The organism is Paraburkholderia sp. SECH4, assembly GCF_030511745.1.
Taxonomy (GTDB): Bacteria; Pseudomonadota; Gammaproteobacteria; order Burkholderiales; family Burkholderiaceae; genus Paraburkholderia; species Paraburkholderia madseniana.
Genome location: NZ_JALOCP010000007.1, coordinates 251,179 through 272,918, shown reverse-complemented (window position 1 = coordinate 272,918; position 21,740 = coordinate 251,179). Strand labels below are relative to the sequence as shown.

General features: G+C 61.8%; 18 protein-coding genes. 10 read left to right on the top strand and 8 right to left on the bottom strand.

Annotated features, from left to right (window positions below):
- Window positions 1-12: 12 nt before the first annotated feature.
- Genes M0D67_RS13355 through M0D67_RS13345 form a run of 3 tightly spaced genes read right to left on the bottom strand, consistent with a single transcriptional unit; the run spans window position 13 to window position 2,777 of the window.
- Complete coding sequence (locus M0D67_RS13355; RefSeq protein ID WP_030102639.1) at window positions 13-258, bottom strand: ferredoxin family protein; 246 nt, start codon at window positions 256-258, stop codon at window positions 13-15.
- A 9-nt stretch (window positions 259-267) separates the two neighbouring features.
- Entirely contained in the window at window positions 268-2,001 is a 1,734-nt protein-coding gene (locus M0D67_RS13350) for a fumarate reductase/succinate dehydrogenase flavoprotein subunit (protein WP_154560111.1), read from the bottom strand.
- Window positions 1,998-2,777, bottom strand: a complete 780-nt coding sequence (locus M0D67_RS13345) for a GntR family transcriptional regulator (RefSeq protein ID WP_171926895.1) — start codon at window positions 2,775-2,777, stop codon at window positions 1,998-2,000. Before M0D67_RS13345 ends, M0D67_RS13350 begins: the two co-directional genes overlap by 4 nt.
- A gap of 241 nt (window positions 2,778-3,018) precedes the next feature.
- Here M0D67_RS13345 and M0D67_RS13340 point away from each other — a divergent pair, with 241 nt between their 5' ends.
- Entirely contained in the window at window positions 3,019-4,347 is a 1,329-nt protein-coding gene (locus tag M0D67_RS13340) for an LLM class flavin-dependent oxidoreductase (protein ID WP_266238908.1), read from the top strand.
- Window positions 4,348-4,457: 110 nt separating this feature from the next.
- On the opposite strand, the gene M0D67_RS13335 is transcribed toward M0D67_RS13340, so the two are convergent.
- A complete protein-coding gene (locus M0D67_RS13335) occupies window positions 4,458-5,813 on the bottom strand; it encodes an LLM class flavin-dependent oxidoreductase (protein ID WP_171926893.1) in 1,356 nt (451 codons plus the stop codon).
- A gap of 368 nt (window positions 5,814-6,181) precedes the next feature.
- Here M0D67_RS13335 and M0D67_RS13330 point away from each other — a divergent pair, with 368 nt between their 5' ends.
- The 9 genes from M0D67_RS13330 to M0D67_RS13290 all read left to right on the top strand — a co-directional run bounded on the left by M0D67_RS13330 (window position 6,182) and on the right by M0D67_RS13290 (window position 18,158).
- The gene (locus tag M0D67_RS13330) at window positions 6,182-7,720 is read left to right on the top strand and encodes a sugar ABC transporter ATP-binding protein (RefSeq protein ID WP_266238907.1); all 1,539 of its coding nucleotides are present in this window, start codon (window positions 6,182-6,184) and stop codon (window positions 7,718-7,720) included.
- Window positions 7,721-7,803: 83 nt separating this feature from the next.
- Window positions 7,804-8,775 carry an ABC transporter permease gene (locus M0D67_RS13325; RefSeq protein WP_233464823.1) on the top strand — a complete coding sequence of 324 codons (972 nt, stop codon included), beginning with the start codon at window positions 7,804-7,806 and terminating at the stop codon, window positions 8,773-8,775.
- Between the two features lie 122 nt (window positions 8,776-8,897).
- Complete coding sequence (locus M0D67_RS13320) at window positions 8,898-10,136, top strand: SfnB family sulfur acquisition oxidoreductase (RefSeq protein WP_171926891.1); 1,239 nt, start codon at window positions 8,898-8,900, stop codon at window positions 10,134-10,136.
- Between the two features lie 31 nt (window positions 10,137-10,167).
- A complete protein-coding gene (locus M0D67_RS13315) occupies window positions 10,168-11,550 on the top strand; it encodes an LLM class flavin-dependent oxidoreductase (protein WP_154560104.1) in 1,383 nt (460 codons plus the stop codon).
- A 119-nt stretch (window positions 11,551-11,669) separates the two neighbouring features.
- Complete coding sequence (locus tag M0D67_RS13310) at window positions 11,670-12,668, top strand: substrate-binding domain-containing protein (protein ID WP_266238913.1); 999 nt, start codon at window positions 11,670-11,672, stop codon at window positions 12,666-12,668.
- A gap of 141 nt (window positions 12,669-12,809) precedes the next feature.
- The gene (locus tag M0D67_RS13305; RefSeq protein WP_154560102.1) at window positions 12,810-14,168 is read left to right on the top strand and encodes an LLM class flavin-dependent oxidoreductase; all 1,359 of its coding nucleotides are present in this window, start codon (window positions 12,810-12,812) and stop codon (window positions 14,166-14,168) included.
- Window positions 14,169-14,368: 200 nt separating this feature from the next.
- Window positions 14,369-15,208: a CmcJ/NvfI family oxidoreductase gene (locus tag M0D67_RS13300; RefSeq protein WP_266238906.1), complete on the top strand. Its 840-nt coding sequence runs from the start codon at window positions 14,369-14,371 to the stop codon at window positions 15,206-15,208.
- Between the two features lie 251 nt (window positions 15,209-15,459).
- On the top strand, window positions 15,460-16,833 hold the full coding sequence (locus tag M0D67_RS13295; RefSeq protein ID WP_171926887.1) for an MmgE/PrpD family protein: 1,374 nt from the start codon (window positions 15,460-15,462) through the stop codon (window positions 16,831-16,833).
- Entirely contained in the window at window positions 16,830-18,158 is a 1,329-nt protein-coding gene (locus M0D67_RS13290) for an LLM class flavin-dependent oxidoreductase (RefSeq protein ID WP_171926886.1), read from the top strand. Before M0D67_RS13295 ends, M0D67_RS13290 begins: the two co-directional genes overlap by 4 nt.
- A 109-nt stretch (window positions 18,159-18,267) precedes the next feature.
- Here the strand turns inward: M0D67_RS13290 and M0D67_RS13285 are convergent, their stop codons facing one another.
- Genes M0D67_RS13285 through M0D67_RS13270 form a run of 4 tightly spaced genes read right to left on the bottom strand, consistent with a single transcriptional unit; the run spans window position 18,268 to window position 21,508 of the window.
- On the bottom strand, window positions 18,268-19,122 hold the full coding sequence (locus M0D67_RS13285) for an amino acid ABC transporter ATP-binding protein (RefSeq protein WP_154560098.1): 855 nt from the start codon (window positions 19,120-19,122) through the stop codon (window positions 18,268-18,270).
- The gene (locus tag M0D67_RS13280; protein ID WP_154560097.1) at window positions 19,109-19,915 is read right to left on the bottom strand and encodes an amino acid ABC transporter permease; all 807 of its coding nucleotides are present in this window, start codon (window positions 19,913-19,915) and stop codon (window positions 19,109-19,111) included. Before M0D67_RS13280 ends, M0D67_RS13285 begins: the two co-directional genes overlap by 14 nt.
- On the bottom strand, window positions 19,905-20,666 hold the full coding sequence (locus M0D67_RS13275; protein ID WP_171926884.1) for an amino acid ABC transporter permease: 762 nt from the start codon (window positions 20,664-20,666) through the stop codon (window positions 19,905-19,907). Before M0D67_RS13275 ends, M0D67_RS13280 begins: the two co-directional genes overlap by 11 nt.
- Complete coding sequence (locus tag M0D67_RS13270) at window positions 20,663-21,508, bottom strand: transporter substrate-binding domain-containing protein (RefSeq protein ID WP_154560095.1); 846 nt, start codon at window positions 21,506-21,508, stop codon at window positions 20,663-20,665. The genes M0D67_RS13275 and M0D67_RS13270 overlap by 4 nt, the downstream gene beginning before the upstream one ends.
- Between the last annotated feature and the right edge of the window lie 232 nt (window positions 21,509-21,740).

The window sequence follows — 21,740 nt, the reverse complement described above, 5'->3', positions numbered from 1 at the left end:
GAGGATTCGCTACTAGCGCAGCAGATAAGGAATGTCGACCCTGACCGCATCGGTCGGGCAATCCTTCTCGCACGGCATGCAGTACCAGCATTCGTCGAACTTCATGTACGCCTTGCCTTTAGTCAGGTCGATCGCGAGCAGGTCGAGCGGGCATACATCCACGCAGACCGTGCAGCCTTTGTCGGCGATGCATTTGTCTTCGTCGATCGTGACCGGCGCTGCGCTGCGCTGGAAAATGTTGTGCGGTGTCGTAGACATGGTGGCTCCTCAGGTGTCCGCCAGCGCGGGCTCGCCGATGCGCAGGTTCTGATAGGCGTGACTCTCGTGGCTGTCGAGCGGCACCACGTACGGCTCGACAGCGCGTTTTTCGCTGACCATGCGGCCCGCTGCATCTTTCTTCAGATGCGTGTGGCAGAACCACTCCGCGTCATTACGCTGCGGATAATCGACGCGATGGTGGTACAGCCCCCAGCGGCTTTCCGTGCGATACAGCGACGCGTGGGCCGCCATTTCGGCGCAGTCGCGAATCGCCCGTACTTCCGCGGCGCGCATCAGTTCGTGCGGATTGTCGGCTTTGATCTGGTCGATGTCGGTGGCGATTTCAGCGAAACGTTGCAGGCCGATTTCCATCTTGCGCGTGACCTTCGGCGGCTGAAGATAGTCGTTCACCATGCGGCGCAGCTTGTATTCGACTTGCGCCGGCGCAAGCCCTGTCTCGCGTTCGAGCGGCGCATAGATTCGCGCCCGTTCGGCTTCGATCTGCTCGGTATCGAGCGCCGCATGCTCACGGCCGTCGACGTATTGCGCCGCGTTTTGCCCCGCGAACCAGCCGTAGGTGAATGCGCCGAGCATGTAGTTGTGCGGTACCGCGGCCATGTCGCCGGCGGCGTAGAGACCGGCGACCGTGGTTTCCGCGCGCTCGTTCACGTAGACGCCGGATGCGCTATGGCCGCTGCAAAAACCGATCTCCGAGATGTGCATCTCGATCATCTGCTGCCGGTAATCGGTGCCGCGTCCCGCATGAAATCGTCCCCGGCTCGGGCGCTCATTCGTGTGCAGAATCTGCTCGATGGTTTGAATGGTTTCTTCGGCGAGATGGTCGAGCTTCAGAAACACCGGTCCGTTACCGCTTTGGAGTTCCTGATAGAACTCCCACATCATCTGGCCGCTCCAGTAATCGCATTCGATGAAACGTTCACCCTTGCCGTTCGCGGTGAAGCCGCCGAGCGGGCCCGTCACATAGGCGCATGCGGGGCCGTTGTAGTCCTTGATCAGCGGGTTGATCTGGAAGCACTCGAGGTTCGCTAGCGCTGCGCCCGCGTGATAGGCCATCGCGTAACCATCGCCGGCGTTGGTGGGGTTCTCGTAGGTTCCCATCAGGTAGCCCGAGGACGGCAAACCGAGCCGTCCCGCCGCCCCACAACTGAGAATGACAGCCTTCGCGCGCACCACATAGAAATCCGCCGTACGACAATCGAAGCCCAGTACGCCGCAAGCGCGCCCTTGCGCATCGGTCAGAACACGCGTGACGACGATGCGATTGGTGATCGCAATGCGTGCGCGTTTGAGCTGCCGGTAGAGCACTTTCTTGATGTCATGGCCTTCCGGCATCGGCAGAACATAGGAGCCAATGTGATGCACTTTCTTGACCGCATAGTCACCTGTGCCGTCTTTTTCGAACTTCACGCCCCAGCGGTCGAGTTCTTCGATGGTCTCGAAACTATGCCGGGCGTAGGCGTAGACGGCTGACTGATCAACGATGCCGTCGTTGGCGATGGTGATTTCCTTCGTGTACTGCTCGGGCGTGGCGTGGCCTGGGATGACGGCGTTATTCAACCCGTCCATGCCCATCGAAATCGCGCCGCTGCGTTTGACGTTGGCCTTTTCCAGCAGCAGGACCTTCAGATTCGGATTCTGTTCTTTTGCTTTGACGGCAGCCATCGGACCGGCGGTGCCACCTCCCACGACGACCAGGTCGTACTCGATCACGTGCGTATTCATTTCGTGTTCCTTTTGGTCTTCTTCTCTTTCTGCCTGTCGATGCGAAAGCGGTACTGAAACGCGTCGCCGCGAAAATAGAGGTATTCGTAATCGATCGGTGTGCCGTCCGCGCTATGCGTCAGACGTTCGATGCGAAGCACCGGGCTGCCTTCTTCAACGTTCAGGGCTTCGACGATTTCATCGTCGGCGAGAATCGCGTCGATGGAGACGTCGGCGTGGCCGAGCGGCACCGCGCAGTCGTTCTCGAGAATCAGGAAGATGTCGCGCGTGACGAGATCGGCGCCGGCCAGGCGTTTGCCCAACGCTTCCGGCACCCACGTGATTTCGAGCGACACCGGCTCGCGATTGAGCATCCGCACGCGACGGATTTCGGCGACCTTCGTGCCTTCGGGCAGTTGAAGCCGGCTCGCGATGTGCGCGGTGGCGGGAATGAAGCGGATATGTTTGAGCTGGTTGACGATCTCATAGCCCATCGACGACATCGCTTCGGCGAAACCTTGCAACGCACTGACGTTCTGGAAGGCCTTCGGCTTGGAGACAAAGGTGCCCTTGCCGTGCAGTTTGAAAACGAGGCCTTCCTTTTGCAGATCGCCGAGCGCTTGCCGCACGGTGATACGGCTGACGTTGAACCTAGTGCACAGGTCGTTCTCAGACGGCATCTGCGAATGGGCCGCATACGTGCCGTCGAGAATGCGCGAGCGCAAAGCAGTCTTTATCTGCTCGTAGAGCGGCGGGGCGGAGAGAGGCAGCACGTTGGCCGGGTCGGGTTTCTGCATGATCTGTGGGTTGTCTGTACTTGTTATGACAAGTTGCATCACAGTCTAGTGAGGGAGCCTTGAGGGGCGAACGAAGATTTTGTGCTTTGTATTTCTGCGGAACAGCTTTTGGTGTGCCCGTTAGTGCCGGAGCCCCGGCGCATCGCGTTCGGCGGGCGGGTACCGAGTGGTGGGCGGTGGCAAGCAGCGTTGGCGAAGGACGATTAAACTGGCCCGACCTGTTTGCGATGGAGCTTGCTACATGTCACGTCAGCTTCGCCTCGGCGCTTTCATGCGTCCCACGACAATTCACACCGGCGCATGGCGCTATCCCGGCGCCTACCCCGACGCCAATTTCAATTTTGCGCACCTGAAGCGTTTCGCCCAGACGCTCGAGCGTGGCCGCTTCGACGCGTTCTTCATGGCGGATCACCTCGCGGTTCTCAACATGCCGCTCGACGCGCTCAAGCATAGCCACACGGTCACGTCGTTCGAACCGCTGACGCTGCTGCCCGCGCTGGCGGCGGTCACGGAACGGCTCGGGCTTATCGCCACGGCGTCCACTACGTTCGACGCGCCTTATCACGTCGCGAGGCGCTTTGCCTCGCTCGACCATATCAGCGGTGGCCGCGCGGGATGGAATCTCGTGACGACGTCGAACCCCGATGCCGCGCTCAATTTCGGTCTCGACGAGCATGTCGAACACGACGAGCGGTACCGGCGCGCCCGCGAGTTCTTCGACGTGGTGACCGGGCTCTGGGACAGTTGGGCCGATGATGCTTTTATCCGCGATACGGAAACCGGCACCTTCTTCGATCCGGAGAAACTGCATGTGCTGAACTACAAGAGCGAGAACTTCTCGGTGCGCGGCCCGTTGAATATTGCGCGCCCCGTTCAGGGATGGCCCGTCATCGTGCAGGCAGGTTCATCGGAAGCGGGGCGCCAGATTGCCGCTGAAACCGCCGAGGTGGTGTTTACCGCGCAAACCCTGCTGGCTGACGGCAAGCGCTTCTATGCCGATGTGAAGGGCCGGATGGAAAAGCTCGGACGTGAGCGCGATCACATGAAGATACTGCCGGCCGCCTTCGTGGTTGTCGGCGATACCCTGGAAGAGGCGGAGGAGATTCGGGCGCGGCTCGACACGTTCGTGCACTACGAGAGCGGCATCGCTTCGTTGTCGATTGCATTGGGGCATGACGTATCCGGTTTCGATCCGGACGGCCCGCTGCCCGAGATTCCCGAGACCAATGCGAGCCGGACCGCGCGGCAGCGGGTGGTTGAATGGGCGCAGCGCGACGGGCTGACGATTCGTCAACTCGCTCAACGCATCGGCGGATACTCGGGGCTCGAGATGGTGGGCACGGCGACAATGATCGTCGATCAGATGGAGCAATGGCTGGTGGAAGAGGGCTCAGACGGTTTCAACGTGATGTTCCCGTATCTGCCGGGCGGTCTTGACGACTTTGTTGACAAGGTCATTCCCGAGTTGCAGAAGCGCGGGTTGTTCCGGCGCGAATACGAAGGCGCGACGCTGCGCGAGAATCTGGGCTTGCCTCGGCCTGAGAACCGCTTTTTCGCTCGGGTGAAATAACCGGACTACAAATTGGCTTACTTCACGGCGCGTTTACGCGCCGAGGTAACGTCCGGAATCTCAATCGCGTGTTCGCCGGTCCGAGTATGCAGCGTGTTGAAAAAGAGCGCTTACGCGGTAGTGGCCGCTTCCCGTGGATGCAGATGGCGGCTGACAGGCCGTCGCAACCTGAAGTGTTCGCGCAGGGTGCGACCCTCGTAGTCAGTACGGAAAAGACCACGTCGCTGCAGAAGCGGAATCACGCCGTCGGCGAAGTCCTGCAAGCCACCCGGCAGAACATCCGGCATCAGATTGAAACCGTCGGCAGCGCCGCCTTTGAACCAGTGTTCGATATCGTCGGCAATCTGTTCCGGCGTGCCGACGACAACACGATGTCCGCCACCGCCCGCAAGCGCGCGGATCAACTGACGCGCCGTGTATCCATGGGTCCGCGCTTGTGCGAGCGTGGCGTTGAAGAACGTGTGATTGCCATTGCCGCTGCCGGGCAATGAGAGATCGTCCGGCAGGCGCTCGTCGAGTTTCAACCGGTCGACGCTAATGCCCAATATGCCGGCCAGCCGAGTGAGGCTATAGCTCCACGGAATCAGGTCGACCAGATCATCGCGACGGCGCAGGGCCTCGGCTTCGGTTGCGCCGATGATGGTGGTGAGACCGGGTAGCACGCGAATTGCGTTGTTGCCACGTCCCCATGCCGCAGCGCGAGATTTCAGTTCGCGCGCATAGGCGGCTGCTTCGTCGAACGACTGCGATGCCGAGAACACGGCTTCCGCGTGCCGGGCCGCGAGTTCGCGTCCGTCGGCTGAGCCGCCGGCCTGAATCAGCACCGGATGACCCTGTGCACTACGCGGCAAGTTGAACGGACCATCGACACTGAAGTATTTGCCGCGGTGATCGATGCGATGCACCTTCGTGGTGTCGATGAAGCGGCCGCTCGCCTTGTCGCCGATAAAGGCGTCGTCTTCCCAGCTATCCCACAGCGCCTTCACCACCTCGGTGAATTCGGCTGCGCGCTCGTAGCGTTGCGCGTGATCGGGCACCGCCTCACGGCCGAAATTGCGGGCTGAGCCGAGATCGGCGGTCGTCACGATGTTCCAGCCGGCCCGGCCCGCACTGAGCTGATCGAGCGTGGCAAAGCGGCGCGCGATGTTGTACGGCTCGTTATAACTCGTCGACGCCGTGCCGATTACGCCGATATGGGTTGTGGCTGCAGCAATGCCGGCGAGCAATACGGTCGGCTCCAGCGCGGTGATCGGGCGGAAGTCGATCTGATCGGCAATCGAGGCGTTATCGGCGAGAAACACGGCATCGAATTTCGCCGCCTCGGCAATTTGCGCGACGCGAACGTAGTGGGCGATATCGACGAAGGCGCGCGGATCGGCTTCGGGCGTACGCCATGCGGAAGGGACAAAGCCGGAGTGGAGGATGTTGACGTTCAGATGAAGCTGGCGCGGCGGGTCGGTTCTCATGGTCTTTTCGAATGCGGAAGCAGCCAGCAACGAACGGACGAACGCTCTGACCGATTTGCCCATTGTCGAATAGCGAATCGCTTGAGACCACGAATGAATTCTGACATCGATATGCCGGTGAAGACTAAGCGTACGGCAATGTCTCTCTCTGGTGACGGTTCACCATGCGCGACGCTTTGCATATCAGAACAAATTGGTTTTCCGCGAGTCCCGCTCAGGCAGACAATCGTTCCTGGGTGACGGTATGCAATGCGTCGCCATTGCCGGAGCATGTCGCGGCTGCAGTGGGTCCGCTTGGCCGGACCCGCCGGAGAAACAATGAAACGTCTGCCCTTGCTCAATTCGGGTATATGAAGGCTCCCATTAACTTGACCCGCCCACCGCTTCCCGATCGTACGGAAAAGCTTCCGCGTTCGAGCGAGCCGATCCTGACTGCCTCTGCGCTCACGAAGCGCTTTGGTGCAACCGTCGCGCTATCCAACCTCGATTTCTCGATCCATCCCGGCGAAGTCGTCGCGTTGATGGGCGCCAACGGCGCGGGCAAGTCGACACTCGTCAAGATCTTAAGCGGCGTGTATGCGCCCGACGGCGGGACCTTGACGCTGCTGGACAAGCCGTATCGACCTACGTCACCCCAAGCGGCTAAACAACTCGGCATTGCCACGGTGCACCAGTCGATTGCCGACGCGGTCGTACCGGCGCTCTCGATCGCGGACAACCTGCTGCTCGACCGCTTGTGCGATCCAGCGTCGCCATGGCGTGTGCCGCCCGCGGCGCGCCGTGAGGCTGCGAGGCCGCTTGCCGAGCGGGTCGGGCTGGATGTCGATCTGTCCGCACCGCTCGGGTCGCTCTCGCTCGCGAGTCAGCAGCTCGTGACGCTGGCGCGCGCACTGGCTTCGCGTCCCAAGCTGCTGATTCTCGATGAGCCCACTGCCAGTCTTTCTGTCGCAGAAGCGGAACGGCTGTTCCTGCGGCTCGAGCCATTGCGTGAGGAGGGTGTCGCTATCCTGCTGGTTTCGCATCGGCTGGGTGATCTGCGGCGCATGGCGGACCGGGTAGCGATCGTGCGCGACGGACATCTCGTTGCCGATCTGCACCCGCCAATCGATTTTGACGCTGCCGTCGAGACGATGATTGGACGGCCTCTGCCGCAAGGCCGAACTCAGAACGCGAAATACGCAGCTTCGCTCGAACCCTGTTTCAGCGTGCGCGATTTTCAATTGACGCCGGCCAGCCGCTCATTCGATCTCGACGTCCAGCGCGGCGAGATCGTAGCGATAGCGGGGCCGGTGGGTGGTGGCAAATCGCGCTTCGCGAGAGCGATCTTCGGTGCGACCCACGCAAGTAGTGGTCAGATGGTGCTCGACGGCAAGCCATGGTGTCCGCGTTCGCCAGCCGATTCAATTCGCGCCGGCGTGTTCCTCGCCGGCGAGGATCGTTGGCGCACGTCGTTGTTTCCCGACAGCGTGCCGTTCGCATCGATTGCGGGGACGCTCAGCTTTCCGTTTCTGTCGAACTGGTTCAGGCGCGGCGTGGTACGCGAGGCCGCAGAGCGCGGTGCCGCGATCGAAGCGATCAGAACCTTCGGCATTCGTTGCACCGGCCCCGACGATCGCCTGACGCGCCTGTCCGGCGGCAATCAGCAGAAAGTCGTTCTCGCGCGCTGGCATGTCGAACGCGCGCGCTTGTTGCTGCTCGACGAACCGTTTCAGGGCGTCGACGCCGGCGCGCGCGCCGACATCGTCGATACCTTGCGGCGACATGCCCACGAACGCGCGACGATTGTGTTCGTCAGCGATCTCGAAGAGGCGTTGGAGATTGCCGATCGCGTCGTGCGTTTCGATCGTGCGACGCTCGAGCGCCCAACTGTTCAACCAATCCATGACGCGAGCTCTGAACTTCATTAATGAAACCCCTCACACCTTCTATTACCGGCCAAGTGAAATCCGGCCGACGGGCGCAGTCAGCATGGCGTAGTTTGCGCGATCACATGGAGCGTACCGGCATCCTGCTCGTGCTGGCGATTCTGATTGCCGTGTTCGCCATCAGGGAACCCGCCTTCCTGAACATCGACAATCTGTTCAGCATCCTTCAGGCAGTATCGATTGTGGCATTGCTCGGCATTGGCGTGACGATCACGTTGGCGGCGGGCGGCTTCGATCTCTCAGTGGGCAGCGTGGCCGCTTCGGCTCAGATGGCGGCGAGCTATGTGCTGATCGTCTGGCATGGCAGCGCGCTGGCGGCCGTGGCCGCATGCGTCGCACTCGGCATCACAGCCGGTTTGTTCAACGGCTTGCTGATCACGCGGCTGCGCGTGCCGGACCAACTGGCGACGCTCGGCACTCTGTTCCTGCTGGCCGGTCTGCAACTGATTCCGACGGGCGGCCGCTCGCTCGCAACCGGTACCGTGTTGCCCGATGGCACGGAGGCGAGCGGGATATTCTCCGATGCGTTTCTGGCATTGGGGCGTCTGCGTCTTTTCGATGTCGTGCCGCTGCCCGTCCTGATTCTCATTGCGTTGACGGTGCTCGCCTGCATCGTGATGGAGACGACGCGCTGGGGCCGCGTGATCTATGCGATCGGCGGCAATGAAACGGCCGCGCGGCTGGCGGGTGCACCTACGGCGCGCTACCGGATCGCAGCTTATGTAGCCTCAGGGGCGATTGCGTCGTTGGGCGGCGTGCTGATCGCCGCGCGGGTCGGGCGAGGCGACGTCAGCGCCGGACACTCCCTGCTGCTCGATGCCGTGGCGGCTGCGCTAATGGGTTATGCGGTGTGGGGCGCGAAGCGACCCAACGTGTTCGGCACCGTAGTGGGAGCGGTGTTCGTCGGCGTGCTACTCAACGGCCTGACCATGCTGAATGCGCCGTACTACATGCAGGATTTCATCAAGGGTGTGTTGCTGGTCCTTGCGCTGGCGTTTACGTTCAGTGTTGGACGGCCTGCGGACTCACGCGGCTGAGGCCACCGGGTCGCCGAAATGTCGTTTGCCATCCGAAGGAATATCGATTGCCGAATCGTTCAGTTTGCGCATGCGGTGTCCGCTGATAGATTGAGCGCACAGTCATTCAAGCGGAGATTCCCATGGCAGAGATTGGCGAAGCGGCTTCATCGAATACCCGCGACGAGAGTAGACACGCGGTCCGTGTGATCGCCGATGATGCGCAGGCCATCGCGGTGGCGCACGAGCTTGCCGGTCGCCTCGCGCAAGGCGCGGCCGAGCGCGATACCGAACGCCGCTTGCCGCACGAGGAGATCGAGTGGTTCTCGCAATCCGGGCTGTGGGCCATCACGGTGCCGAAGGCTTACGGCGGAGCGGGCGTGTCGTTCGTCACCTTGACGGAAGTCATCAAGATCATTGCAGCAGCGGATCCGTCGCTGGGGCAGCTACCGCAGAATCACTTCGGTCTGGTCGATGTGATCGCGCTAACTGGAACGGAAGAGCAGAAGAAGTACTTCTTCGCGCAGGTGCTGGGCGGCAAGCGTTTCGGTAACGGCTTTTCGGAGAAGGGCACAAAAAACGTGCTCGATCTGAAGACGAGCGTGAAGTGGGACGGGAGCGACTACGTCGTACAGGGCACCAAATTCTATTCGACCGGCGCGCTATTCGCCGACTTCGTCCCCGTACTGGGGCTCGATAGCGAACGCAAAGGCTGGCTCGCCTATATTCCGAAGGGCACACCGGGGCTGACCGTGATCGACGACTGGTCGGGCTTCGGTCAACGCACTACGGCAAGCGGCACAGTCGTGTTGGAAAGCGTACGCGTGCCGTCCTCGCACGTGTTGCCGGCGCATCGCGTGTCCGATTTTCCAACGCTCAACGGTCCGATTTCGCAGATCATCCAGGCCGCCATCGATGCAGGCATCGCGAAGGCGGCGCTCGACGACACGCTGACGTTCGTGCGCTCGCGCTCGCGGCCGTGGATCGACAGCGGGGTCGAGCGCGCGAGTGACGATCCGCTGACCGTGCGGGAGATCGGTCATTTGCATATCCAGTTGCACGCCGCCGAGGCCTTGCTCGAACGGGCCGCGCGCGTGATCGACGAGATCGCCGCGAAGGCCGAAACGACCGAAGACGACGTGGCGCGCGCATCGGTTGCCGTGGGCGAAGCGAAAGTGTTGACGACGGAAATCGCCTTGCTGGCTGGCGAAAAACTGTTTGAACTCGCCGGTACGCAGTCGACGCTCGGCGAACACAATCTCGACAGGCACTGGCGCAACGCGCGTGTGCATACCCTGCATGATCCGGTGCGCTGGAAGTATCACCTGGTCGGTAACTACTATCTGAACGGCGTCAAGCCGGCACGCCACCCCTGGAATTGACGCCAGGCGCACTCCTTAACCGAACCCGATCATGGCCAGAGAAATCCGCCTTAACGCATTCGACATGAACTGCGTGGGGCATCAGTCGCCAGGCTTATGGGCGCATCCACGCGACACGTCGTGGCGTTACAAGCAACTCGATTACTGGACCGACCTCGCGAAACTGCTCGAGCGTGGCAAGTTCGACGGTCTTTTCATTGCTGACGTGCTGGGCATCTACGACGTTTTCAACGGCAACGGGGAAGCCGCGATTCGCCAGGCCGCGCAAGTCCCGGTCAACGATCCTGTTCTGCTCGTCTCGGCGATGGCGAACGTGACCGAACATCTCGGCTTCGGCGTGACCTGCTCGCTCTCGTATGAGCACCCGTATCCGTTCGCGCGGCGCATGTCGACGCTCGACCACCTGACCAACGGCCGGGTTGGCTGGAACATCGTCACTTCGTATCTGGACAGCGCCGCACGCAATGTCGGCTTGCCGGCTCAGGCCAATCACGACGAGCGCTATTCGCTTGCCGAGGAATATCTCGAGGTCTGCTACAAGCTGTGGGAAGCGTCGTGGGAAGACGATGCCGTGGTGCGCGATGCCGCGCGAAAGATCTTCACCGAACCGTCGAAGGTTCATCCCATCAACCACCGTGGGCAGTATTTCGACGTGCCGGGCATTCACCTTTGCGAGCCGTCGCCTCAGCGCACGCCCGTGCTCTACCAGGCGGGCGCTTCGAAGCGTGGCAAGGACTTTGCCGCGCAGCACGCCGAGTGCATTTTTATCGCTGCGCCGTCGCGCACGATCCTGAAGAATTTCGTCGCCGATATCCGGGCACGCGTGAAGTCATTTGGCCGAGACCCGCACGACGTGCTGATTTTCAATCTGCACACGGTGATCACGGGCAAGACATCGGCGGATGCACACACGAAGCACGCCGACTATCGCCGCTACACGAGCGACGAGGGCGCGCTCGCGCTGATGTCGGGGTGGACCGGCATCGATCTGTCGAAGTATGACCTCGACGAACCGCTGCGCTATATCGAGAGCAATGCGGTGCAATCGGCCGTGGAGGCTTTATCGAGCGCGGATCCGACACGAGTGTGGACCGTGCGTGAGATTGCGAAGTGGGGCGGTATTGGGGGACTCGGACCGCTTTCAGTGGGAAGTCCGCAGGAGATCGCCGACGAGTTGCAGTCGTGGGTCGAGGAGACCGACGTCGACGGATTCAACCTTGCGTATGCATTGACCCACGAGAGCTTCGCGGATTTCGTCGACCTGGTCGTGCCGGAACTGCAACGACGAGGCGTCTACAAGACCGATTACACCAACGGCACGCTGCGCGAAAAGTTACATGGCGGTGGTCCGCGACTGGCGGAACCGCATCCCGGCGCGGCCTACCGCACGCACACGCCGGCCCATGCTGGATAGAACCCCGCTTACTCAAAAAACGTCGACTAACAGGTTGGAGATCATTGATGAAATCGTTTCTTCGTCGCAAGCTGGATGTGAGCCTTACGTTCCGCACACTCGCCCTGGCGGCGGCCACGATGCTGGCCGGCGCCGTAGTGCACGCGGCTCCGCTCAAAGGTGCGCCCGCACCGTTCGACAAGGGTGGCGTGAAGATCGCGCTCGTCAACTATCTGTCGACGGGTGATTTCTTCCAGGCCTATGAAGCCGGTGCGCAAAAGCAGGCCAAAGCGCTCGGCATCGATCTACGCATTTACGCAGGCCGTCAGGATGCGGCCGAACAACGTGAACAGATCCAGCAGGCGATCAGCCTGGGCGTATCGGCGATTATCGTGAATCACGGCTTGCCCGAATCGCTTAAGGACGTCGTGCAGCGTGCCTTGGATAAAGGCATCAAGGTCGTCGCGTTCGATGTCGACCTAGGCAATCCGAAGGTACCGCAGATCGAGCAGAGCGATCGCGATCTGGCAGCGTTGCTGCTCGATCAGGCGGTGAAAGATAACGGCGATACCTTTGCCGCCGGCTATGTATACGTAGCGGGTTTCGCGCCCCTCGACCGGCGCGATGCCGTATGGCGTGACTTTAAGGCCGCCCATCCGAAGGTTCAGGAGAAGGCGCGCTGGGGTACGGTGGACAATCCGATCGCGCAGTCGGTGGCCAACCAGGCTGCTGCAGCCTATCGTGCTCATCCGGAGATTCGTGTGGTGTTCGCGCCTTACGACGAATTCGCACGCGGCGCGAAGCTCGCTGCGGACGAGGCGAACCTGTCGTCGAAACTGCGTATTTACAGCGCCGATATTTCGACCTCCGATATCGAGGCGATTCGCGCGCCGAATAGCGCGTGGGTGGCGACCGCGGCGACGAATCCGGCGGTGGTCGGTGCGGTGTCCGTACGGGCCGCGGCATTGCTTCTCGCGGGGCAAGCGCCCGAGCACCGGATTGTCGTCAAGCCGACGCTGATCACACGCGACGATCTGGTGAAGAACAACATCAGGACGATCGCCGAACTCGGCGATAAATTCCCGGCATTCCGTTCGAGCGACGCCGCCACGGCAGCGTGGATTCCGGCGGCGGAGTGAACCTCGTTAAGGGCCGCACGGGGTTGTCGTGCGCAATCGCGTCGCGAGCACGTCAAATACGAGGCTGGGCTTCGCAACGCGGCCGCCCAGCCGGCGAGCTCGACGCGAGATCTCGCCGTCAATCATCTCCTTTGGACTTCCATGAGCAAACGTAGCGGACACCTGCGCCTCGGCGCTTTCCTTTACCCTGCCGGACACCACATTGCGGCGTGGCGGCATCCCGAGGCACAAGCGGACGCCGGCGTTAACTTCCGTCACTATGTCCGACTCGCGCAAGCGGCCGAGGCCGCGAAGTTCGATCTGATCTTTCTCGCCGACGGCGTGGGGACACGCGGCGACAACGTCGACTTTCTGAGCCGCACGGCGCACAGCTACGTGGCTCAGTTCGAGCCGATCACGTTGCTGTCGGCGCTGGCGGCCGTGACTGAGCGCATCGGTCTGGTCGGCACCGCCTCGACGAGTTTCAACGAGCCGTATCACATTGCCCGCAAGTTCGCGTCGCTCGATCACATCAGCGGGGGGCGTGCGGGTTGGAATCTGGTCACCTCGTCGAGCGAGCATGAAGCGAAGAACTTCAACCGTGACAAGCATTTCGACCACGCCGAGCGTTATGCACGCGCCGCTGAGTTCGCGGAAGTCACAGGAGGTCTGTGGGACAGTTGGGAAGACGACGCGTTCGTCCGCAACAAAGCCGAAGGGCGTTTCTTCGACCCCGCCAAACGGCATGTGCTGGATCACAAGGGACGTTTCTTTCAGGTCAAGGGACCGCTGAACGTTGCGCGTTCTCCGCAGGGGCATCCGGTCGTCGTGCAGGCCGGGTCGTCCGAAGCAGGCCGGGACCTCGCAGCGAAGACCGCCGAAGTGATTTTCACGGCGCAGCAAACGCTGCAGGACGCGGCGGACTTTTACGCGGACGTGAAGGGACGCATGGCGGCTTACGGTCGTCATCCGGACGATCTGAAGATCATGCCGGGCGTATTTCCGATTGTCGGCCGCACCGAAGGCGAGGCGAGAGAGAAGTTTGAGCAACTGCAGTCGCTCGTTGATCCGAAGGTCGGACTTGCGCTCGTATCCGGGCTGACCGGTGGGTTTGATCTCTCGGACTATCCACTCGACGGGCCGATCCCTGAGCTGCCCGAAACGAATGCGAGCAAGAGCCGTCAGGTGTTGACGATCGAACTGGCTCGTCGCGAGAACCTCACGATCCGCCAGCTCTATTTGCGGGTCGCGGGCGCGCGCGGCCATTGGCAACTCGTCGGCACGCCGGCGCAGATCGTCGATCAACTCGAAGAGCGCTTTGTGAATCACGCCGCCGACGGTTTCAACGTGATGCCGCCCGTGCTGCCGGAGGGTTTGACCGATTTCGTCGAACTGGTATTGCCGGAGTTGCGGCGACGCGGGTTGTTCCGCGAAGACTATGAAGGACGCACGCTGCGCGAGAACCTGGGATTGCGGCGGCCGGAAAACCGCCATTTTTCTGTACATCAATCCGGCGCATAACTTTCCACAATTCGTTATTTCCTCCCTGCGTGGCCGTCGCCTACGCTGAAACCATAGATGCATGCGCCTGCCGCCGCCACGCGTTGCGTGCTGCGGCCATAGCCTACTGGTATCTCCATCGGCAGAGGCGCAGCGCGTGGTCGCAGGCAATCGATTTGCGGCCGTTCAACGAATCGTTTTAACGCGATGAGGATGCGAACATGAGCGATATCGTCATCGATGCACCGGTGTCTGCCGCGACGGTCGAGGCAGAGTTGAACTACCTCGAGTTCACCGGCGAGAAACCGGTGTCGTACCAATACGACCCACCGCCGGGCGTTCCGAAGCGCAGTGGCGTGTACCGGCCGCATCGGGTGAGCATTTCAAATGCCCGCGTCGCGCCGCCGCCTGGCGCGTTGTCGCTCGATCGTAACGGCTTCGAACTGCATCGGCACGCTAGCGCGCTGAACGATTTCTCCGATCCGGCAAAGATCGAATCTGTCTACTATCGTGAAGCGGAGCAGTTGCTGAAACAGGCCACCGGCGCTCGCCGGGTGGTCGTGTTCGATCACACGCTGCGTGACGGCAATCCTGAGCGCAGCAATGGTGTAAGGGAGCCGGTCAAGTACATACATAACGACCAGACTTTTGTGTCGGGGCCGCGTCGGGTGCGCGATCATCTGCCGACAGGTGAAGCGGAGCGGTTGCTGCAAGGCCGTGTGGCAATCGTGAACTTGTGGCGTCCGATTGGAGAAACGGTGCAATCGTCGCCGCTCGCGCTATGCGATTCGCGCAGTATCACGCTCAACGATCTGGTGGCATCGGACCTGGTTTATCCCGACAAGGTCGGCGAGACGTATGCGTTGGTCTTCAATCCGCGGCACCGCTGGTACTACTTTCCGCATATGTCACCCGATGAATTCCTGTTGCTGAAGATTTACGATTCGGCGGGCGACGGCATTGCGCGTCTCACGGCCCACACGGCATTCGACGATCCCACGTCGCAGGCCGATGCGCCGCCGCGCCGGAGCATCGAATTGCGCACGCTGTTGTTCTTTTGAGCGCCGGCGTTGAGCGCACCGGCATGCCGTGAAATGCAGGGCAGCCGATAGCGGGACGTGTCTGCTGCAGCATCGCAGAATCTGCAATATCGAAAGCGTGAATTCTTGTTTGTTTGTGACGCAACGTTTGGTTAGCATGCGGCGTTTGGGTCGTTGCCTTACCTCTTTGGTCGACACAGCTTTTGTTTTTCGTCGAACGAGGTAAGCGTAACGCTTGCCCGGTGCGTATTCACAGCTCTCACGCCTTCGACATGTCAAGCCTCCATGCATCCGACGCCGGCCAGCAGGCCACCGGCGTGACACGACGGCTGGCCGCCGCGATCGCTCAGGCGTCGCCGTCCCGCGACGCCGACGCCATTGCCGCCGCAAGACGCGGCATCCTCGACTTTCTCGCCGCCGCCTTTGCCGGTGCGAGCGACAGCGGCTATCAAAAACTCCTGTCAGTCAGCGCCAACGACTCGCGCGGCGAAGCATCGATGATCGGCAGCAGCGCCCGTGCGTCGGCGCAGCAGGCTGCGTTGCTCAACGGTTACGCGGGGCACGCACTCGATTACGACGACGTGCACAGCAGCGTAAGAGGCCATCCTGCGACGGTATTGCTGCCTGCGCTGTTCGCGCTGGCACAAACACGCGGCAGCAGCGCGCTCGACTTGCTCGATGCCTACGTCGTTGGCGTCGAAACGATGGCGCGGCTCGGTCTCGCGCTCGGCAGCCGACACTACGAGCAGGGCTTTCATAACACCGCGACATTGGGCGCACTTGGCGCGGCAGCCGCTGCGTCTTATCTGTTGAAGCTTGATGCCGGTGCCGTAGAGAACGCACTGGGTCTCGCCGCCACGCAGTCAGCCGGCCTACGCCTGCAGTTCGGCAGCGAAGCGAAACCCTTGCATGCCGGGCTCGCCGCGCGCGCCGGTTTATTCGCCGCCGAACTCGCGGCAGCGGGGCTGCAGGGCTCGCCGGAGGCACTGGATGGACCGGTCGGCTTTTTCGCCGTGTTCAGCGGCGGCGCCGCGCAACCCGAACGCGTGCTCGACGGTTGGGGCGCACCCTGGCAAATCGCAGTCCCGGGTCTGTACTTCAAGCCGTGGGCGTGCTGCACGGCGACGCACTACGCCGTGCATGCCGCATTGACGTTGCGCGACACATACCGTCTCACGCCGGACGACATTGCCGAGGTAGCGGTGATATTTCCGCCCGGCGGCGACACACCGCTTTCCAGACATTTGCCCTCGACCGGTCTCGAAGCGCGTTTCAGCGTCGCCTACGCAGTCGCGGCCGCGCTGACGGATGGTTCGCCCAGCGTGGCTACGTTCGCCGATGTGCCCGTGCGCGAGGACCTGATTGCACTCGCGCGGCGCGTGGCAAGCCGTCACGATGAAACCGCCGCGCGCGCGTCGACCGATCCGGCCACGCGTTTCTCGACCGTCGAGATCGCATTGCGCAAAGGGACGGTACTGAGCCATAAGACCGACCGTCTCTACAGCGCGGAGGATCTGGCCGCGAAGTTCGCGGACGCCACCGGTCATGACGAACGCCTCGCTTTCATCCCCGCGCATATCGACACGATGCAAAGCACCGCGGACCTCGCTTCCCTTTTCAATGTCTTCGCACAGATCCACGTATGAGCACGAATAACAGCAGTACCCGCAGGCAGATGCGTCTCGGGCTCTTCATTCAGGGCGCGGGACACCACGTCGCCGGCTGGCGGCACCCTGACGCGCAGGCGGGCAGCGAGAATCTCGCGCTGATGCAGCGCATCACGCAAACCGCCGAACGTGCCAAGTTCGACATGGTCTTTCTTGCCGATGGCCTCACCAGCGGCCCCGATGCGCATCCGTCGATGGCGATGCGGCTCGAGCCGCTGTGCCTGCTGTCGGCGCTCGCTATGGGCACGCGCCACATCGGTCTCGCCGCTACCGCGTCGACCACGTATAGCGAGCCGTATCACGTCGCGCGCGCGTTTGCATCGCTGGATCATCTGAGTAGCGGGCGGGCGGCCTGGAACGTCGTAACGACTTCGTACGACCGCACGGCCGCGAATTTCACACGTGGCAATCACCCGGATCACGCGCTGCGCTATGAAATGGCGGGTGAGTTCGTCGACGTCGTCAAGGGACTATGGGACAGTTGGGATGACGACGCGGTGCTCAAGGACAAGGCGCGTGGCGTCTACTTCGATCCTGCCAAGGTCCATACGCTGGATCACAAGGGGCAGTTCTTCGTCGTCAAAGGTCCATTGAATGCGTCGCGGCCGCCACAGGGGCATCCCGTAGTGATTCAGGCCGGCTCGTCCGGACCGGGGCAGGACCTGGCCGCGCGCACGGCGGAAGTGGTGTTTACCGCGCAGCAGACTATTGAAGAAGCGCAGGTCTTCTATCGCGATCTGAAAGGCCGCTTGCCGAAATTTGGCCGTGAGGGCCAGCAGTTGCACGTGATGCCGGGCGTGTTTCCTGTTATCGGCAGGACGGAGCAGGAAGCGAAAGACAAATACGCACAGTTGCAGGAATGGACCGATACATCGGGTGCGCTGTCACTGTTGTCCGACCGGTTGGGGCACGACGTGTCGAAGTATCCGCTCGATGGTCCTCTGCCGGAGTTGCCGGAATCCGATCAACTCAAAAGCCGTGCCAAACTACTGACCGATCTCGCACGCCGCGAGAATCTGACTTTGCGCGAGCTGTATTACCTGGTGGCCGGCGCGCGTGGGCACCGCATCGTATGGGGTACGCCTGTGCAGGTGGCGGATGCGCTCGAAGAGTGGTTCACGGGCGAAGCGGCCGACGGCTTCAATATCATGCCTCCGTATTTCCCGGGCGGTCTCGACGACTTTGTCGAACTCGTCGTGCCGGAGTTGCAGCGGCGTGGGTTATTCCGCACCGAATATAGCGGTACGACCTTGCGCGATCACCTCGGTTTGCAGCGGCCTGTTAGCCGCTATGCGGGGCAGTGAGATACAAGCAGTAAAACGCGGAAAACAAAACGCGGCGTCTGCTCAGCAGACGCCGCGTTTTTTTCAAGCTTGCATCCCGACCCGCGCCGTACTCGCAGGTCCAGATCGTCTAGATCGCGAAGTAACGCAGATCCAGTGCCAGCGGTGCGCGGGGCGGCGCCGCATGGGCAGTCTCCGGCGCGGACGGTGTATGCGCCAGAAACTCACGCGCACGCGGACTGACTGGCGCGCGGAACAGCGCGTTAGCCGGACCGTGTTCGACAATCACACCGGCCTCGGTGAAGTACACCGCATCGCTCACTTCCTCGGCAAAGCGCATCTCGTGCGTGACGAGCACGCAGGTCATGCCATCCCTCACCAGATCGCGAATCACGGTCAGCACTTCGCCCACGGTCTCCGGGTCCAGCGCCGAGGTCACCTCGTCGAAGAGGATCAGATCCGGCTGCATCGCTAGCGCGCGTGCAATCGCCACGCGCTGTTGCTGACCGCCCGACAGTTCACCCGGATACGCATGCGCCTTGTTCTCAAGACGGACCTTCTTCAGCAGATCGTAAGCGGTGCGAGTGGCGTCGGCTTTGTCGCGCCCCAGGATGCGCACCGGCGCGACAAGCAGATTGTCCAGTACGCTCAGATGCGGAAACAGGTTGTATTGCTGGAACACGAAACCAACGCGCTTGCGTAGTTCGATCTCGTCGCGTTCAGAGGCGAGCTGGTCGACACGGGTACCGTCGACTTCGATCTCGCCGTACTGGGGACGCAATAGCCCGGTAATGCAGCGCAAAATCGTCGACTTGCCCGACCCGGATGGTCCGATGATCGACACGGCCTGCCCGCGGAACACGTCGAGGTCGATGCCCTTGAGCACCGGCGTCGCGCCGAATGACAAATGCACGTCGCGCAACCGGACCAGTGGGCGCGGGCCCGCAGCGGCTGCGGGAGCGAGCGAGACATCAGCTGAAAGCATAGCGTTTCTCAAGAAGGCGGGTGAAGCGCGCGATCGGGTAGCAGTAAGCGAAGAACAAGCCGAGCACGGTGAAATAGACGAGGACCGTGAAGTCCGCACGCGCCACGGTATTGCTCGCCACCTGCGCGGTGTCCAGCAGATCGTGCACACCCACCAGCGACGCGAGCGCGGTCGCCATCGTGATGCTGGCGTACAGGTTCATCCACGGCGGCAGCATCCGCTTCACGCATTGCGGCAGGATGATCCAACGGAACACCTGGGTTCGGCTGAACGCAAGCGAACGTGCCGCGTCCCACTGTGCATGAGGGATCGACTGGATCGCACCGCGGAAGATCTCGGCGAAGTTGGCGCTGGCCGGCAGCGCGAGTCCGAGCGTGACCTTGAACCAGTCAGGAAACGGCACGATGTGTTGACCGAGCGCGATTTCGAATGGGAACACGTAGGTCGAAAAATAGATCAGCACGAGCAATGGGGCATTTCGAAACACCTGCACATAGCTGCGGACAATCAGACGGACGCCCCGGATCGGCGACAGCAGCAAGGGGCCGAGCGCAAGACCGGCGAGTGTGCCGAGTGCAATGGCAAGCAGGCTGATTTCGATGTTGACCCACAGAGATTTGCCGAGCGCCGGCGCCCACGTGATGAGTGCGGCGAGTGCGGGATAGCTTGCGCCATGCGCGATCTCGTGTTCGGCGAGCGCCAGCAGGGCGGCGACACCGACCACGCTGGCAAGGGCAAAGAGGGAACGGTACCGCCCGTCCCGCGCGGGCACGATGATGGATTCAGTGGCCATAGCCTGGCATCCTCAGACGGACTTCGAGCCAGCGTCCTGCGCGATTGATCGCAAAGGTCAGTGCACCGAAGAACAGCAGGATCAGGATCATCAACTCGAGCACGTTGTCGCGCTGTGTCCAGATCATGATCGATGCATACGTGACGTCGCCGACGGCGATTGCGGAAGCGACGGTGGTCATCTTCACCAGGTCGACCATGTTGTTGACGAGCGCAGGCAGGGCGAAGCGCAGCGCGAGCGGCAACTGCACGCTCCAAAGGCGTTGGCGGCGGCTGAAACCGAGCGACTGGGCTGCTTCGAGCGTGGTGCGCGGCACCGCTTCGATACCGGCGCGCAGGGCTTCGGCATGAAACGCGCCCTTGTGCAGCGAGATGACGATCGCGCTCCAGATGAACGGCGTCAGCGGATTGCCGCCCAGATTGCGCAGTGCCTCGCTGAGCAGCATGTTGATCACCAGAAAGGCGCAGAAAAGCTGCACGAGCGTCGGCGTATTGCGCGTGATCTCGACGAACACGCGAGCGGGGCGCGCGAGCGCCGGACGCTGGGAAGTGACTAGCGCCGCCAACACCACACCGGCGCCAAGACTGCCGAGCGCCGTAACAAGCGAGAGTTCCAGCGTGACCAGCATGCCATGCAGGAACGACGCGAGTTCGTCAGGCGCGAGAACGAAACTGTAGTTCAGCCCGATCCTGCTGATCGCATCAACCACGCTCGCGGCGGCGTGCGAGAGCACTTGAGTCGACTCGCTCATGCACCTTGCGCCTTGTACTTCGCATGCAGATCGAGCACGGCTTGCGAGGGCTGCATGCCGTTCTTGTGCTCGACGTCGATCAGCCAGCCGCTGCGATGCCAGTCCTGCACGATTTTTTCGAGCGCGCTCTGCGTATCCGTTTCACCCTTGCGAACCCAGATTACAGACGGCGATGGAATCAGCTCGTTAGATACGGGAATCGTATAGTCCTTCCAGTCCGGATTGCGCGCGACGAGCAGGCGCAGCGTAGGGGCAACGTGAACCGCGGCGACGCAGTTATTGCCGCGCAATGCGAGCAGCGACTCCGGTTGGCCGCGAAACGCCTTCACCTGTGCGCCATATTCTTCGGCGAGCGGCTTCGTATAGTTGCTGCCCTGCGAGACGCAGACGGGCTTGCCGCGCACGTCGTTCCAGGTCTTGATGCCGCTGTCCTTGCGGGTAATCAGCGCACCGCCGATTTCCTCGAACGGGGTGGGCGGATAGGAGAAAAGCTCGGCGCGCTCCTTGGTGACTTCCATGTTGGCGATCAGGGCATCGACCTTGCCTTGCTGCAGGAACTGCACGCGATTCGACGGTTGGACCGGCGTCAATTCCACGTCGACGCCGAGGCGTTTCGCGACGTCGTTCGCGAGATCGATATTAAAGCCGAGCGGTTTCTGTGTGGCGGGGTCCAGCGAGCCGAACGGCGGCCCGGACAGGATCACGCCGATGACGATCTTGTGCCGCTGATGAATCCGATCGAGTGTCGTATCGGCGTGGGCGGCACTGGCGCCCAATGCTGCGAAAAGCGTTACGGCGCGCAATGCGCGCTGGAGGGTGGGGCGGGTCGGTCGGCTGAACATGAAAGATAGGCGGAAGTCAGGTTGGATCCTGATATCGCTCCGGCCGATCGGTGTGACTTCGTTGCTATGAGGCCACCAGGACTTGCCGGAGGAGAAATACAGGACGCGATTCGGGACTGCCTATTCTCGGCATGTGTGACGCCGGAAAGAACCAAGGATTTTTCATACCGTTATCTGATTCGCGCATTTATGCAGACGCGAGCGTCGTTGAAACGGAGAAATGGATGTTGTG

What these genes read in the sequence shown, in the direction of transcription:
- M0D67_RS13355 (WP_030102639.1), bottom strand. Translation starts at nt 258, where the DNA reads ATGTCTACGACACCGCACAACATTTTCCAGCGCAGCGCAGCGCCGGTC.
- M0D67_RS13350 (WP_154560111.1), bottom strand. Translation starts at nt 2,001, where the DNA reads ATGAATACGCACGTGATCGAGTACGACCTGGTCGTCGTGGGAGGTGGC.
- M0D67_RS13345 (WP_171926895.1), bottom strand. Translation starts at nt 2,777, where the DNA reads ATGCAGAAACCCGACCCGGCCAACGTGCTGCCTCTCTCCGCCCCGCCG.
- M0D67_RS13340 (WP_266238908.1), top strand. Translation starts at nt 3,019, where the DNA reads ATGTCACGTCAGCTTCGCCTCGGCGCTTTCATGCGTCCCACGACAATT.
- M0D67_RS13335 (WP_171926893.1), bottom strand. Translation starts at nt 5,813, where the DNA reads ATGAGAACCGACCCGCCGCGCCAGCTTCATCTGAACGTCAACATCCTC.
- M0D67_RS13325 (WP_233464823.1), top strand. Translation starts at nt 7,804, where the DNA reads ATGGAGCGTACCGGCATCCTGCTCGTGCTGGCGATTCTGATTGCCGTG.
- M0D67_RS13320 (WP_171926891.1), top strand. Translation starts at nt 8,898, where the DNA reads ATGGCAGAGATTGGCGAAGCGGCTTCATCGAATACCCGCGACGAGAGT.
- M0D67_RS13315 (WP_154560104.1), top strand. Translation starts at nt 10,168, where the DNA reads ATGGCCAGAGAAATCCGCCTTAACGCATTCGACATGAACTGCGTGGGG.
- M0D67_RS13310 (WP_266238913.1), top strand. Translation starts at nt 11,670, where the DNA reads ATGCTGGCCGGCGCCGTAGTGCACGCGGCTCCGCTCAAAGGTGCGCCC.
- M0D67_RS13305 (WP_154560102.1), top strand. Translation starts at nt 12,810, where the DNA reads ATGAGCAAACGTAGCGGACACCTGCGCCTCGGCGCTTTCCTTTACCCT.
- M0D67_RS13300 (WP_266238906.1), top strand. Translation starts at nt 14,369, where the DNA reads ATGAGCGATATCGTCATCGATGCACCGGTGTCTGCCGCGACGGTCGAG.
- M0D67_RS13295 (WP_171926887.1), top strand. Translation starts at nt 15,460, where the DNA reads ATGTCAAGCCTCCATGCATCCGACGCCGGCCAGCAGGCCACCGGCGTG.
- M0D67_RS13290 (WP_171926886.1), top strand. Translation starts at nt 16,830, where the DNA reads ATGAGCACGAATAACAGCAGTACCCGCAGGCAGATGCGTCTCGGGCTC.
- M0D67_RS13285 (WP_154560098.1), bottom strand. Translation starts at nt 19,122, where the DNA reads ATGCTTTCAGCTGATGTCTCGCTCGCTCCCGCAGCCGCTGCGGGCCCG.
- M0D67_RS13280 (WP_154560097.1), bottom strand. Translation starts at nt 19,915, where the DNA reads ATGGCCACTGAATCCATCATCGTGCCCGCGCGGGACGGGCGGTACCGT.
- M0D67_RS13275 (WP_171926884.1), bottom strand. Translation starts at nt 20,666, where the DNA reads ATGAGCGAGTCGACTCAAGTGCTCTCGCACGCCGCCGCGAGCGTGGTT.
- M0D67_RS13270 (WP_154560095.1), bottom strand. Translation starts at nt 21,508, where the DNA reads ATGTTCAGCCGACCGACCCGCCCCACCCTCCAGCGCGCATTGCGCGCC.